Raw genomic sequence first — 14,951 nt, 5'->3', positions numbered from 1 at the left:
CCTACTGGCCCTGGGCGACGTACTTGGCTTCGGTCGCCGCCTTCTGCGGCCGCCACCAGGCCTCGTTCGCGCGGTACCAGTCGATGGTCGCGGCGAGGCCGGCCTCGAAGTCTTGGTACTGGGGCTGCCAGCCGAGCTCGGTGCGCAGCTTCGTCGAGTCGATCGCGTAGCGCAGGTCGTGGCCGGCGCGGTCGACGACGTGGTCGTAGGCGTCGGTCGGCTGCCCGGTGAGCTTGAGGATCAGCTCGACCACCGACTTGTTGTCCTTCTCGCCGTCGGCGCCGATGAGATAGGTCTCGCCGATGACGCCCTTCTCGACGATCGTCAGCACCGCGGACGAGTGGTCGTTGGCGTGGATCCAGTCGCGCACATTGAGCCCTGCGCCGTAGAGCTTCGGGCGCACGCCGGTCAGCACGTTGGTGATCTGCCGGGGGATGAACTTCTCGACGTGCTGGTAGGGCCCGTAGTTGTTGGAGCAGTTCGAGATCGTCGCCTGCACGCCGAAGCTGCGCACCCAGGCGCGCACGAGCAGGTCGCTGCCGGCCTTCGTGCTCGAGTACGGGCTCGACGGGTTGTAGGGGGTCTGCTCGGTGAAGCGCTGCGGATCGTCGAGTTCGAGGTCGCCGTAGACCTCGTCGGTCGAGATGTGGTGATAGCGCTTCTCGTGCTTGCGCACCGCCTCGAGCAGCGTGAACGTGCCGATCAGGTTCGTGTCGATGAACGGTCGCGGGTCGTGCAGCGAGTTGTCGTTGTGGCTCTCTGCCGCGTAGTGGACGACGACATCGGATGCCTCCACCAGCGGGTCGACGACGGAGGCGTCCGCGATGTCGCCCTTGACGAAGGTGAAGCGGTCCTCGGGCAGGCCCTCGAGGCTCGCGAGGTTGCCGGCGTAGGTCAGCTTGTCCAGAACGGTGACGTGGTCGTCGGTGTTCTCGATCAGGTAGTGGACGAAGTTCGAGCCGATGAAGCCGGCGCCACCGGTGACGAGGACGTTGCGCATGGAACAGAGGCTATCCGAGGCTTCCTGGGCAGCGAGAACGGAGTCGTTGCGGGAATGACCGCCGCGTGAGGGCGAGTACTGCGTACTGGCCAAAGGTCCCGGCCTTACGATGTTGCGCATGCCCACCCGCTTCGCCCGAGGTCTCGTCGCGCTCGCCGCGGTCGGTCTTCTGCTGGCGGGGTGTGCGCAGCAGGCATCCGTCTCACCTGATCCGCTCGACCACTACAAAGGCGAGCCGAAAGGCGTCGACGCGCCCGCGTCGAGCGCGGGCGGCGCGCCCTGGGCCGTGTGGATGAAGAAGGACGGCAGCGAGTTCGCCGTCACGCTGTACGGCTCGGCCGAGTGCCCGCCGTACGCGACGGGGTACAAGGTCACCGCGCCTGACCAGATCACGATGAAGGTGAAGGACGCGGGGGATGACTGCCCTGAGGGCTACGCGCCGTTCACGACCGTCTTCCAGACCCCGAACAACCTCGACCGCAACGTGACGATCCAGTTCACGGCGCAGAGCACGCATTTCTACCTGGCGCCGATCAAGAAGAAATAGGCCCGCGGGTCGACTCGGCGACGCCGAATGGAGACCGGATCACGCCTGGGGCGAACAGGGGCATTCAGGTGCCCACCCCCTGGTTACCCTCGATGTAACGCGGCTGCCAGCCCAGTCGTGACGAGAGGTGACTAATGTTCGAGAGGTTCACGGACCGGGCCCGCCGGGTCGTCGTCTTGGCTCAGGAAGAGGCCAAGATGCTCAACCACAACTACATCGGGACCGAGCACATCCTGCTCGGCCTGATCCACGAGGGCGAGGGCGTCGCCGCCAAGGCCCTCGAGTCCCTTGGTATCTCCCTTGACGCAGTGCGCGAGCAGGTGCAGGACATCATCGGCCAGGGTCAGCAGCAGCCGACCGGCCACATCCCCTTCACCCCGCGCGCCAAGAAGGTGCTCGAGCTGTCTCTGCGCGAGGCGCTGCAGCTCGGCCACAACTACATCGGCACCGAGCACATCCTGCTCGGCCTCATTCGCGAGGGCGAGGGTGTCGCAGCCCAGGTGCTCGTGAAGCTCGGGGCCGACCTGAACCGGGTGCGCCAGCAGGTCATCCAGCTGCTCTCCGGCTACCAGGGCAAAGAGCAGGTGCAGGTCGGCGGCGCGAACGAGCAGCAGCAGGCCCAGGCCGGCTCGCAGATCCTCGACCAGTTCGGCCGCAACCTGACGCAGGCCGCACGCGAGGGCAAGCTCGACCCGGTGATCGGGCGCGAGAAGGAGATCGAGCGCGTGATGCAGATCCTGTCGCGTCGCTCGAAGAACAACCCCGTGCTGATCGGCGAGCCCGGCGTCGGCAAGACCGCCGTCGTCGAGGGCCTCGCCCAGGCGATCGTGCGCGGCGACGTGCCGGAGACGCTGAAGGACAAGCAGCTCTACACGCTCGACCTCGGCTCGCTCATCGCGGGCTCCCGCTACCGCGGTGACTTCGAAGAGCGCCTGAAGAAGGTCACGAAGGAGATCCGCACCCGCGGCGACATCATCACCTTCATCGACGAGATCCACACGCTCGTCGGCGCGGGTGCCGCTGAGGGCGCGATCGACGCCGCGTCGATTCTCAAGCCGCTGCTCGCCCGCGGCGAGCTGCAGACCATCGGCGCGACCACGCTCGACGAGTACCGCAAGCACTTCGAGAAGGACGCCGCGCTCGAGCGCCGCTTCCAGCCGATCCAGGTCGCCGAGCCGTCGCTGCCCCACGCGATCAACATTCTGAAGGGGCTGCGCGACCGCTACGAGGCGCACCACAAGGTGTCCATCACCGACGGTGCGATCGTCGCGGCGGCGAACCTGAGCGACCGCTACATCAGCGACCGCTTCCTTCCCGACAAGGCGATCGACCTGATCGACGAGGCCGGCGCCCGCCTGCGCCTGTCGATCCTGTCGGCTCCGCCCGAGCTGCGCGAGTTCGACGAGAAGATCGCCGCCGTGCGCGAGAAGAAGGAAGCCGCCATCGAGGACCAGGACTTCGAGAAGGCCGCCGCGCTGCGCGACGAGGAGAAGAACCTCCTCGGCGAGCGGCTGCGCCTCGAGAAGCAGTGGAAGTCGGGCGACGTCAAGACCACGGCCGAGGTCGACGAGGGCCTGATCGCCGAGGTTCTGGCGCAGGCGACCGGCATCCCCGTGTTCAAGCTGACGGAGGAGGAATCCTCTCGCCTCGTCTTCATGGAGAAGGCGCTGCACGAGCGCGTCATCGGTCAGGAAGAGGCCATCTCGGCGCTCGCCAAGACGATCCGCCGCACGCGCGCCGGCCTCAAGGACCCGCACCGCCCGTCGGGCTCGTTCATCTTCGCCGGCCCCACGGGTGTCGGTAAGACCGAGCTCGCCAAGGCGCTCGCCGAGTTCCTGTTCGACGACGAGTCGGCCATGATCTCGCTCGACATGTCCGAGTACGGCGAGAAGCACACCGTCTCGCGGCTGTTCGGCGCCCCTCCTGGGTTCGTCGGCTTCGAAGAGGGCGGCCAGCTCACCGAGAAGGTGCGGCGCAAGCCGTTCTCGGTCGTGCTCTTCGACGAGATCGAGAAGGCGCACCCCGACATCTTCAACTCGCTGCTGCAGATCCTTGAAGAGGGCCGTCTGACCGACGGCCAGGGCCGCGTGGTCGACTTCAAGAACACGGTCATCATCATGACGACCAACCTCGGCACCGCAGCGATCTCGGGCGGCCCCGTCGGCTTCCAGGCCGAGGGCGACGCCGGCCAGGCGAGCGGCTACGACCGCATGCGCGGCAAGGTGATGGAGGAGCTGAAGAAGAACTTCAAGCCCGAGTTCCTGAACCGCGTCGATGACATCATCGTGTTCCCCCAGCTCAGCAAGCCCGAGCTGCGCCAGATCGTCGATCTGTTCATCAAGCGCCTCGGCACGCGCATGCTCGATCGCGACCTGACCGTCGAGATCACGGATGCCGCGAAGGACCGCCTCATCGAGATCGGCTTCGACCCGTCGCTCGGCGCCCGGCCGCTGCGCCGCGCCGTGCAGCGTGAGGTCGAGGACCGCCTCTCCGAGAAGATCCTCGCGGGCGAGCTCAACGCGGGCGACCACGTGTCGGTCGACTACGCGAACAACGAGTTCACCTTCGGCATCGCCCCGCGCGGTGAGAAGGTCGGCAGCATCGCAGGCGGCGGCTCGCACGTCGCAGGCGGCGTGACCCCGGACCTCGCGATCACCTCGGACTAGCTCGCTGGTTCCGACCGAAGGGCCCCTTCCGCTGCGGCGGGAGGGGCCTTTCCGCGTTTCCGCTCAGAACGCACGGTAGGGAGGACGATTTCGCGAATTCGTCCTCCCCACCGTGCGTCTTGGGACGTTCCCGGGGGTGCTCGGCATGTGAGCGCGTGAAAGCGGCACGACAGCCGCGTGAAAGTGGGGGCTGTTCGAATTGTTGCCATGACCACCACCACGACCATCACCCCGACCCGGACGTACGCCTCGCTGCGCGCGGCCTGGATACCGCTCGCGGCGCTCTGCCTGGCGTTCTTCGTCGAGATGGTCGACAACACGCTGCTGAGCATCGCGCTGCCGACCATCGGGCGCGACCTGGGCGGTTCGACCACCGCACTGCAGTGGGTCACCGGCGCCTACTCGCTCACCTTCGGCGGGCTGCTGCTGACCGCAGGATCGATCGCCGACCGGTTCGGGCGCCGGCGGGTGCTGGTCGTGGGGCTCGCGGCGTTCGGGCTGCTCAGCCTGCTGGTGATCTGGGTGCACTCGACGGGTGAGCTGATCGGCCTGCGCGCGGCACTCGGCATCGCGGCCGCGGCGATGGCCCCGATCACCAACTCGCTCGTGTTCCGTCTGTTCGAGGGCGAGGCAGAGCGGATGCGCGCCATGACGCTCATGATCGTCGTCGGCATGGGCGGATTCGTGCTCGGGCCGCTGCTCGGCGGCACGGCTCTGGCGCACGTCAGCTGGCAGTGGCTGCTCGTCGTGAACGCCCCGATCGCCCTGCTCGCGGTGATCGGCGTGCGCGTCGGCGTCGCCCCCGACCGCCGTGAGGACCTGACCTCGGACAAGCTCGATCTGCCCGGGGCGATCCTCAGCGTCATCACGATCGGGCTCGCCTGCTTCGTCGGCACCAGCGGCGTGGAATACGGCTGGCTGTCGCCCGCCACGATCGCGTCGGCGATCGGCGCGCTCATCGCGATCGCCGCGTTCGTCTGGCACGAACTGCGCACCCCGGCGCCGATGCTCGATCTGCGGCTGTTCGTCAACGGGACGATCCGCGGCGCGTTCATCGCCGAGATCGGCGCGGCCGTCGCCATGGCCGCCGTCATGTTCGCCCTCATCCTGCAGTTCCAGTACGCCTACGGCTGGAGCCCCGTGCGCGCCGGCCTCGCCAACCTGCCGATGATCGCCACGATGGTCGCAGCCGCGCCCCTCACCGAGTGGCTCGTGAAGCGCTTCGGGCACCGGGTCACCACCCTCATCTCTGCCGCCCTGCTCGCCGGCTCGATGGCAGGCCTCGCCTGGGGCGTCTCGCACGGCTACCTCGTCGTCGCGATCTTCATGGTCACGCTCACCCTCGGCCTGCGCAGCATCATGACAGTCTGCGGCGTCGCGCTCGTGGCGGCGATGCCCGAGAACCGCACCTCGATCGGCACGGCGCTCAGCGACACCGGCCAGGAGCTCGGCACCAGCGTCGGCACCGCCATCGTCGGCACGCTGATCGCGGCCCTCGTGACCAAGGTGCTGCCCGCCGGCGTCTGGAACCACGGCCTCGTCGAGTCGTTCTTCCACGGCGAGCGGGTCACCTTCACCGTCATCGCGGTGGTCGTCGGCATCATCACCGGCTGGGGCGCGCTCTACCTCACCGGGTCGCGCGAGACCGAAGAGGCGCACTGACCACGTTCGCATGAGCCACCGGCTTCCGCATTGCGCGCCTCGGATCCGAGCAGCGCACCGCGGAAGCCGGTGGCGCAACGGGGCACGCCGCGCCGCTACGGTGGAGAGATGACCGGAATCACCGTGCGCCCCGCGCGCACGAGCGATGTGCGAGGCATCCGCGACCTCATCTCTCCCCTCGTCGAGCAGCGCATCCTGCTGGGCAAAGAGCTCGTGACGCTGTTCGAGGCCGTGCAGGAATTCCGCGTCGCCGAGGACGAGAACGGCACGCTGGTCGGCGTCGGCGCGCTGCACGTCATGTGGGAGGACCTCGGCGAGGTGCGCACGCTCGCCGCGGCAGCCGACTGGCGCGGCCGCGGCGTCGGGCACGCGATCCTGGATCGACTCGAAGCGGATGCCCGCGAGCTCGGCCTCTCGCGCCTGTTCTGCCTCACCTTCGAGACCGAGTTCTTCGGCCGCCACGGCTTCACCGACATGGGGTCGGAGACGGTCGACCCCACGGTGTTCGCCGAGCTGCTGCGCTCGACCGACGACGGCGTCGCCGAGTTCCTCGACCTCGCCCGCGTCAAGCAGAACACCCTCGGCAACACGAGGATGATCAAGCACCTCTAGCCACGCCTGGCGCGGCGGCTCGGGCGGCCGTGCCGGCGCAGCCGCTGCGATGTCAGGCTCGCGGCACTCTCCGTCGGCAAGAGATTCGGGTGCTGGCGCGGCTCAGCTGCTGAGAAGCGACTCGAGCAGTTCCCACCCTCGCGGCCACTCGCCGAGGCCGCTGGCCGAGTTGAGGTGCCCGAGCTCGCCGACGACCTCGAGTCGGCTGCCCCAGGCCGCGGCCGCGTGCTCGGCGGATTCCACACTGCCGTACGGGTCGTTCGCGCTCGCGATGACGAGGCTCGGGCAGGGCAGAGCGCGTGCCTCGACCGTGAGGAACGTTGCGGCCTCCGCGACCGGGAATACAGAGCCGCCCCGGTCGGGCGGAGCGACCAACAGTGCGGCCCGCACGAGGTGTTCGTCGGCGCCATTGAGCCACGCCGCGGCCGCCCAGCAGCCGAGGCTGTGCGCGACGAGCACCACCTGCTCGTCGCGCGTCGCAGCCTCGTCGACCGCGCGCTGCACGGCCTCAACCCAGTCGCTCAACTCGGGGCGGTCCCACGACGCGGGCTCGATGCGCACGGCGGCGGCACCCCACTGCCGCTGCCAGTGGCTCTGCCAGTGCTCGTTGTCCGATCCGCCGATGCCGGGGATGATCACGTATGCGACCACGCTGCTCCATTCCTTCGCCAGTCACACCTTCGCCAGTCACACCTTCGCAGGACGCGCCTTCGCGTCTCGCGGCAATCGCCTGTCACGCCTTCGCCCGCGACCTCGGCTTGTCACGCAATCTAGCTGCCCCCGAATCTCTTGCCGACGGAGAGTGCTTCAAGGGAGGGCGTCAGCCTGCGCACGAGAACGCAGGCGCGCCTCAGCTTGCGGCGGCGCTTGCGGTCGTGGGCGCGGCCGCGAGCGCGTGCTCGGCGAGGCGACGCAGGGTCGCGTAGCCGTCGCCGGAGAGCACGGATTCGAGGTGGCCCTGAATCGAGGCGACGCCCGGCCCGCGCAGGGCCGTCACGATTCCATCGAGGTCGACGGATGCCTCGAGCTCGACTTCTGCGTGAGCGACCCGCGACCCTTCGAGACGCGCGCTCTGCGGGCTCCTCAGGGGTCGTGGGTCCAGCGCGCTCCGCAGGCTCCTCAGGGGTCGTGGGTCGTGCGCGCGTCGCGGGCTCGTCAAGGATCGTGGGTCCCGCGCGCCGAAGGTGTTGTAGAAGCCGATCGCGGCGGGGGTCCCGAACACGTCGACCTCGAGGCGCACCCCCTGCCGGGGAGCGGGCAGCGCCGCGAGCTCGAACCCGGCCAGGCCCGCGAGCACCTGGTGGCTGAGGCAGACCGCGAGAAGCGGGCTCCCGGCGCGCAGGCGCTCGAGCAGCAGTGCGCGCAGGCGGGCGATGCGGCGCTCGGAGAGATCCCGCGGGTCGCCGGGGCCGGGGCCGAAGACCACGAGGTCGTCCTCGTCCACCGTCTCGACCTCGGCCCAGTGAGCGAGCCGCACTTGAAGGCCGAGGTGGCGCAGCTGGTGCGCGAGCATCGTCGTGAACTGGTCCTCGTTGTCGATGACGAGGGCCGTTCTCCCGCTGAGCGCCGAGGTGCCGGCATCCGGCCCCTGCGGTCGCACCCAGAACGACGCCAGCCGCTCATTGCGCGCGGCGAGCGCCTCGGCGACGCCGGGTTGCGCATTGAGTTCGATGGGGCCGCCGCCGGTCGACTCGGCGGAGCCGAATGCCCCGGTTCGACTCGGCGAAGCCGAATGGAGACCAGACCGCGGCAGCAGCCCCAGCGCAGCCAGCACTCCGGAGGCCTTCGCATGCGTCTCGGCCACTTCGCCCTCCGGTGTCGAATGACGCACGAGGGTCGCGCCGGCCGGCACCGACACGCGGCCGTCCTCGCCGAGATACGCGGTGCGGATCAGGATGGGGGCGTCGAGGGCATAGCCCGAAGCATCCGGCTCGAAGAGCGCCAGAACGCCCGAGTAGTAGCCACGCGGCTTCGGCTCCTGCCGTGCGATCACCGTGCACGCGTTCTGCATGGGCGAGCCGGTCACCGTCGGGGCGAACATCGTGAGCCGCAGCGCCTCGCGCACGTCGAGCGAGGTGCGCCCCTCGAGCAGGTACTCGGTGTGGGTGAGGCGGGACATCTGCTTGAGGTACGGGCCGAGGATCCGGCCGCCCTCAGGGCAGACGGCGCTCATCATCTTCATCTCCTCGTCGACGACCATGAAGAGCTCCTCGCTCTCTTTCACGTCGGCGAGGAACTCGAGGATGCCGGCACGCGTCGGGCCGTCAGCCGGGTGCCGGTAGGTGCCGCTGATCGGATTCATCAGCGCGACGCCGTCGCGCACCGAGAGGTGGCGCTCGGGGGTGGCGCCGACCATGCTCGGGGCGTGGAGCCCCGGAGCGGGGAGGTGCACGGCGAAGGTCCAGTAGGCGCCGGACTCATCGGTGAGCAGGGCGCGGAACCACGACAGCAGGGCGGGAACGGCCGAGGCATCCGTATGCCCCAGGAATTCGCGTTTGACGACGAAGTTCGCTCCCTCGCCGCGCCCGATCTCGTCGTCGATGACGCGGCGAACGATCGCGGCGTACTCCTCGTCGGGCACGTCGAACCCCTCGGGCACCACGTGCGCGGGCGTGGCGGGCAGCGCGGCAAGGACGTCGGCGAGAGGCATCCGCTCGCTCTCGCTCACGACCAGGCAGCGCAACGGCGCGTCGTCGTCGTGCGCCTCGAAGCCGCGCTCGCGCACCTGGCGGAACGGCACCGCCGAGAGCACGGGGCGGCCGTCGAGGGGGATGTCGGCGAGGCAGTCGACGTCGACGACCTCGCCGGTGAGCACCTCGACGTCGAGACCACGGCCGTCTGCGCTCTGCCGGCGCAGCAGGGCGAAGGGAAGTGTGCCGTCGGATGCGGCGATGCGGTCGAGCAGGGTGCGGGCGGGCCGGCCCGGGGCGGTTGGTGCGGTCATGGCGATCCTCGTGGTTTGCCGCCTGCCGAAGCCCCGCCCCGCAATGCGAAACGACCGCCCCGAGAGGCGGTCGTCGTGTGGTCACGCGTCGGCTCGCCTAAGAGGCGAGCCACCAGTTCTGGCTGAGACGCGTGTGCATGCCAGGGACAGTAGCACGCCCGCGATACCCTACGCACATGTCGACGCACCAGCACCCCGTCGGCCGCAGATCCGCCGCCGTCTATCGGCGTCGACGCCTCATGGTGCTGGTCATCTTCCTCGCCATCGTCGGCGGCGTGCTGTACCTCGTGTTCCGGCCCGGCTGGGGCAGTGCGAGCACGCCCGCAGCCGGGGCGACGAAGACCCCGACAGCCGCCCAGACGCCCGCGGCGACCGGCTCGCAGGCCGCGCTGCCGGGGCCGAGCACGAGCGCCAAGCCGGTCACGAGCGCCTCGCCCAAGGCGCCTGTCGCCGGGCAGCCGTGCGCGCCGGCGAATGTCGACGTCGAGGCGATCACGGATGCCTCGCGCTACGCCTCCGGGGCGAGGCCGCTGCTCTCGCTCTCGCTCACCAACACGGGCTCGACCATGTGCACGATCGACGCGGGCACGGCGACCATGGTGTTCACGATCACGAGCGGCTCCGACGCGTACTGGACCTCGACCGACTGCCAGAGCAACCCGGTGCACACCGACATCAAGCTCGAGCCGGGCAAGACGCTGCAGACCGCGCCGATCGCGTGGGATCGCACCCGCTCGTCGAAGACCACCTGCAGCGGCAAGCGCCCCGCGGCGCCGGCGGGTGGAGCGTCGTACCACCTGAAGGTCTCTGTGGCCGGCATCCAGAGCAAGACGTCCAAGCAGTTCCTGCTCTTCTGACGCTCGCGTGACGCGCGGGGAGCGCTCCCCATCGTCCGGTGTCGCCCGGCACCGCTAACCTCATCTGCACGGGTTCTGTGGGGGAAGGGGCTTCAGTTGCGCCTCAAGCTGACGCTTGCACGCCAGTCAGGTCAGTCAGATGACATCGTCGTCACCACCGATGCCGTGGCGACGGTCGCCGACGTGGCGGGTGCCATCCGACGCCTCGACCCGCGCGGGCAGGAGTGGGCCGTCGGTGGCGAGGGCCGCGTGCTCACCCTCGCCGTCGCGATGCCGGGGCAGCAGCAGCCCGAGGTGCTTTCCGCCGACATCCCGATCGGCGAGGCGCAGATCGGCGACGGTGCGACGGTGCTGCTCGCCGATGCGACGAGCTTCGGCGCGGGGCAGCTCACCGCAGCGCAGCCCGCGGCACGCCTGCGGGTGCTGACGGGGCCGGCGGCGGGTAAGGAGTTCGCGATCGCGACCGGGTCCTCGACGATCATCGGGCGCGACGCCGGCTGCGACATCGTGCTCGACGACCCGTTCGTCTCGGGCCGGCATGCGCGCATCCAGGCGTCCGGGGGCCTCGAGCTCGTCGACCTCGGCTCGGCCAACGGGCTCGTGGTCGACGGCGGCATCGTCGACCGACTGCCGGTGCGCCAGCCCGTCAGGGTGCTCATCGGCGACACGCAGGTTGAGCTCACCCCGCTGGCGCAGCAGCAGCAGGCATCCGCTGTCTCCGCCTCGGCAGTGAAAGCGGGGCCCGTTCTCTTCAACCGCTCGCCCAAGGTCGAAGCGCGCTATGTCGGCGCCGAGTTCGAGATCCCCGAGGTTCCGCAGGAGACCGAGCCGCAGCCGATGCCGATGATCGCGCTTGCGACCCCGATTCTGATGGCCGGCGTGATGTACATGATCACGCGGCAGCCCGCTTCCGTGGCGTTCGCGGCGATGTCGCCGCTCATGGTCGTCGGCAACTGGTTCATGGGCCGCAGTCAGCGCAAGTCCAAGCTCAGGAAGTCGATAGAGCGGTTCGACGAGGGGCTCGAGGGCCTGACCGCATCGCTCAGCCGCGAGCGCGAGCGCGAGGCGGCGCAGCGGGCACTCGAGACGCCATCGACGGAAGAGGTGTACGACGCGGCGACGCGGCGCACGCCGATGCTGTGGACCAGGCGGCCAGAGCACTGGTCGTTCCTCAACGTGCGCCTCGGCGTCGGCGCGGTGACCTCGCGCAACACCATCAACGTGACCTCGCGGCCGAATCTGCTGGTCGAGTTCCAGGAGCGGCTCGACGCCGTCATCGAGGCGAACCGCACGGTGCCGAACGTGCCGATCGCCGAGAACCTCTACGACGCCGGCGCGATCGGCGTCGCGGGCGATCCGGCGCGCACCGCCGGCGCCCTCAATTCGCTTCTCGTGCAGCTGACCGGCCTGCACTCGCCTGCCGAGCTCACCGTGGCCGCGATCGTCAGCTCGCGCTGGTCGCGCGAGGTCGAATGGCTGAAGTGGATGCCGCACTCGTCGAGCCCGCACAGCCCGCTCGAGGGCAACCAGCTCGCCGACAGCGAGTCGAGCGCGAGCACGCTGCTCTCGAACCTCGAGGGCCTCATCACCGAGCGACTTGCGGCACGGCGCGGCCCCGAGCGGCGCGGCGCCGTCGGCCAGAACAGGGCGGCCAACGAGCGCGGCGCGAATGTCGCCGAGAGCGACGCGGCCGCGGGCACGCAGTCGCCGATCCCGGCGGTCGTGGTCGTCGTGTCGGACGACGCGCCCGTCGACCGGGGGCGCCTGATCCAGCTCGCCGAGTCGGCCGCCGACGCCGGCGTCTTCCCCATCTGGGTCGCGCCCGACGTGGCCTCGCTGCCCGCGGTGTGCCGCAGCTACCTCTCGGTCGACGCCGAGGGCCGGGCAGAGGTCGGTTTCGTGCGCCTCGGCGAGCACATCACCGACGTCGTAACCGAGCCGATCGACGCGCAACGGGCGCAGGCATACGCCCACCTCATGGCGCCCGTCGTCGACGCGGGCGCCCCCGTGGCGGACGCGAGCGACCTGCCGCGCAGCATCTCGCTCGTCACGCTGCTCGGCCACGACCTCGCCGAGTCGGCGGCGGCGGTCGTCGACCGGTGGAAGCAGAACGACTCGATCCACGACCGCTCGGGCGGCGCGCTCACCCAACGGCGCGCGGGCAAGCTGCGCGCCATCGTCGGCTCGAGCGGCCACGACCCGATGCACCTCGACCTGCGCACGCAGGGACCGCACGCCCTCGTCGGCGGCACGACGGGCGCGGGCAAGTCCGAGTTCCTGCAGGCGTGGGTGCTGGGCATGGCCGCCGAGTACTCGCCCGACCGGGTCACGTTCCTGTTCGTCGACTACAAGGGCGGTTCGGCGTTCGCCGACTGTGTGCAGCTGCCGCACTGCGTCGGCCTGGTCACTGACCTGTCGCCGCACCTCGTACGCCGCGCACTCACCAGCCTGCGCGCCGAGCTGCACCACCGTGAGCACCTGTTCAACCGCAAGAAGGCCAAGGACCTGCTCGAGCTCGAGAAGCGCGGCGACCCGGACAGCCCGCCCGCGCTCGTGCTGGTGATCGACGAGTTCGCCGCGCTCGCCGGCGAGGTGCCCGAGTTCGTCGACGGCGTGGTCGACATCGCCCAGCGCGGCCGCTCGCTCGGCATCCACCTGATCATGGCGACGCAGCGGCCGGCCGGTGTGATCAAGGACAACCTGCGCGCCAACACCAACATGCGCGTGGCGCTGCGCATGGCCGACGAGTCCGACTCGCAGGACGTGATCGGTGTGAAGGATTCCGCCCACATCGACCCCTCGATCCCTGGTCGCGGCTACGCCAAGACCGGGCCGGGGCGCCTCGCGGCATTCCAGTCGGGGTACGCCGGCGGCTGGACGACGCGCGAACCCGAGCGGGCCGACATCCAGGTGGCGGAGCTGCGGTTCGGCGGCGAGATCCGGTGGGAGGACGCGGCGGCTCCGGCATCCGCTCTCGACCATCAGCGCGACCTCGGGCCCAACGACCAGCAGCGGCTCGTCGCAACCATGCGCGGGGCGCACGCGCTCGCCAACATCCCCGACCCGCGCCGGCCCTGGCTTGACGAGCTGGCCCCGGTCTACGACCTCTCGCGGCTGCGGCAGCGCACCGACTCCGAGCTGCTGCTCGGCGTGGCCGACGTGCCAGAGCGGCAGGAGCAGTCGACGCAGTACTTCCGCCCCGACGTCGACGGCCACCTCGCGATCTTCGGAACGAGCGGTTCAGGCAAGACGACGGTGCTGCGCACGCTCGCGAGCGCGGCGGCGATCACCCCGCGAGGTGGCCCGGTGCACGTGTACGGGCTCGACTACGGCGCAGGCAGCCTGCGCATCCTCGAGCGACTGCCGCACGTCGGCGCGATCATCGCGGGGGAGGACACCGAGCGCATCATCCGGCTGTTCCGCACCCTGCAGGGCGAGCTCGAGCGCCGCGCCGCAGCATGGGCCGAGGTGAACGCCTCGGGCATCAGCGAGTACCGCCAGCTGGCGGGGCGCCCCGCCGAGCCGCGCATTCTGCTGTTGATCGACAACTTCACGAACTTCAAGGACGACTTCGAGGTCGCAGCCGGCCGCGCCCAGTGGTACGACGTGTTCCGCGATGTGCTCGCCGACGGGCGTCGGCTGGGCATCCACGTGGCGCTCACCGCCGACCGCGCGGGCGCCGTGCCGACCTCGATCGCCGCGTCGATCCAGCGCCGTGTCGTGCTGCGCCTCGCCGACGACGGCTACGGCACTCTCGGCGTCCCTGGCGACATCTTGACGCCGGCGTCGCCCCCTGGGCGCGCGATCGTCGACGGGCTCGAGACGCAGATCGCGATCCTCGGTGGAACGACGTCGGTGTCCGAGCAGGGCGAGGCGCTCAGCAAGCTCGCCGAGGCGATGACCCGCGCCGGGGTGGCGGCGGCGCCCGCGATCGGCTCGCTGCCGAAGGAGTACGCGCAGAGCACCCTGCCGGCATCCGTGGGCGGTGAGCCCGTCCTCGGCATCAGCGACATCGACCTCGGGCCGTTCCCCTTCGAGCCGAGCGGGACGGTCCTGCTCGCCGGGCCGCCGGCGAGCGGCCGCACGACCGCACTTCAGACGATCGCGACCGCGATGCTGCGTGCGGGCGGCGATACGCGGCTGTACTACTTCGGCAACGCCCGCTCGCCGCTCGCGCGGCTCGAGCTGTGGACCGAGGCCACCACGACGCCCGACGCCGTCGCCGCGCTCGCGCGCGACCTCACCGCGGCCGTGGCCGATCCCGACACCGAGGGGCGCATCGCGGTGTTCATCGAGACCATCGGCGATTTCCTGCAGACGGCCGCCGACGGCCCGATCATCGAGCTCACGAAAGCCGTGCGGCGCAGCGACCACCTGCTGGTCGCCGAGGGCGAGACGAGTGCGTGGGGGTCGTCGTGGCCGCTGTTCGGCGAGGTCAAGAACGGCCGCCGCGGCATCCTGCTGCAGCCCGAGGCCGTCGAGGGCGACATCCTGCTCAAGACGGCGCTGCCGCGGATGGCGCGCGGTGAGTTCCCGCCGGGGCGCGGCGTTTACATCTCGCGCGGGCAGCACGCGCGGGTGCAGCTGCCGCTGCCGGAGTGAGCGGATTCGTCGGGCCGCGCACGCGGGATGGGGAGTGCTCCCCGTTCCCTTGCGCAACTGC

General features: G+C 70.1%; 9 protein-coding genes. 6 read left to right on the top strand and 3 right to left on the bottom strand.

Annotated features, from left to right (window positions below; translation table 11 throughout):
- Nucleotide 1: 1 nt before the first annotated feature.
- Nucleotides 2–1,000 (bottom strand): dTDP-glucose 4,6-dehydratase, encoded by a 999-nt coding sequence (gene rfbB, locus ABD736_RS08755; protein WP_344791365.1) that lies wholly within the window; start codon nucleotides 998–1,000, stop codon nucleotides 2–4.
- A gap of 118 nt (nucleotides 1,001–1,118) precedes the next feature.
- On the opposite strand from rfbB, the gene ABD736_RS08750 reads away from it, so the two are divergent.
- The 4 genes from ABD736_RS08750 to ABD736_RS08735 all read left to right on the top strand — a co-directional run bounded on the left by ABD736_RS08750 (nucleotide 1,119) and on the right by ABD736_RS08735 (nucleotide 6,487).
- The gene (locus ABD736_RS08750; RefSeq protein WP_344791364.1) at nucleotides 1,119–1,547 is read left to right on the top strand and encodes a hypothetical protein; all 429 of its coding nucleotides are present in this window, start codon (nucleotides 1,119–1,121) and stop codon (nucleotides 1,545–1,547) included.
- A gap of 134 nt (nucleotides 1,548–1,681) precedes the next feature.
- Nucleotides 1,682–4,213, top strand: coding sequence for an ATP-dependent Clp protease ATP-binding subunit (locus ABD736_RS08745; RefSeq protein ID WP_344791363.1), 2,532 nt, complete (start codon nucleotides 1,682–1,684; stop codon nucleotides 4,211–4,213).
- A 207-nt stretch (nucleotides 4,214–4,420) separates the two neighbouring features.
- Complete coding sequence (locus ABD736_RS08740; protein WP_344791362.1) at nucleotides 4,421–5,875, top strand: MFS transporter; 1,455 nt, start codon at nucleotides 4,421–4,423, stop codon at nucleotides 5,873–5,875.
- A gap of 108 nt (nucleotides 5,876–5,983) precedes the next feature.
- Nucleotides 5,984–6,487, top strand: coding sequence for an amino-acid N-acetyltransferase (locus ABD736_RS08735; RefSeq protein ID WP_344791361.1), 504 nt, complete (start codon nucleotides 5,984–5,986; stop codon nucleotides 6,485–6,487).
- 102 nt (nucleotides 6,488–6,589) lie between these two features.
- On the opposite strand, the gene ABD736_RS08730 is transcribed toward ABD736_RS08735, so the two are convergent.
- Together ABD736_RS08730 and ABD736_RS08725 are read right to left on the bottom strand one after the other, a co-directional pair.
- Nucleotides 6,590–7,138 (bottom strand): RBBP9/YdeN family alpha/beta hydrolase, encoded by a 549-nt coding sequence (locus ABD736_RS08730; protein WP_344791360.1) that lies wholly within the window; start codon nucleotides 7,136–7,138, stop codon nucleotides 6,590–6,592.
- 199 nt (nucleotides 7,139–7,337) lie between these two features.
- The gene (locus tag ABD736_RS08725; RefSeq protein ID WP_344791359.1) at nucleotides 7,338–9,431 is read right to left on the bottom strand and encodes a chorismate-binding protein; all 2,094 of its coding nucleotides are present in this window, start codon (nucleotides 9,429–9,431) and stop codon (nucleotides 7,338–7,340) included.
- Between the two features lie 176 nt (nucleotides 9,432–9,607).
- On the opposite strand from ABD736_RS08725, the gene ABD736_RS08720 reads away from it, so the two are divergent.
- Together ABD736_RS08720 and ABD736_RS08715 are read left to right on the top strand one after the other, a co-directional pair.
- Nucleotides 9,608–10,288 (top strand): P-loop NTPase family protein, encoded by a 681-nt coding sequence (locus ABD736_RS08720; protein WP_344791358.1) that lies wholly within the window; start codon nucleotides 9,608–9,610, stop codon nucleotides 10,286–10,288.
- A 96-nt stretch (nucleotides 10,289–10,384) separates the two neighbouring features.
- A complete protein-coding gene (locus ABD736_RS08715; RefSeq protein WP_344791357.1) occupies nucleotides 10,385–14,890 on the top strand; it encodes a type VII secretion EssC family protein in 4,506 nt (1,501 codons plus the stop codon).
- The last annotated feature ends 61 nt before the right edge of the window (nucleotides 14,891–14,951 follow it).

This window comes from Gryllotalpicola daejeonensis, assembly GCF_039538145.1.
Lineage (GTDB): Bacteria > Actinomycetota > Actinomycetes > Actinomycetales > Microbacteriaceae > Gryllotalpicola > Gryllotalpicola daejeonensis.
This window is presented reverse-complemented; position numbering and strand designations above follow the sequence as displayed.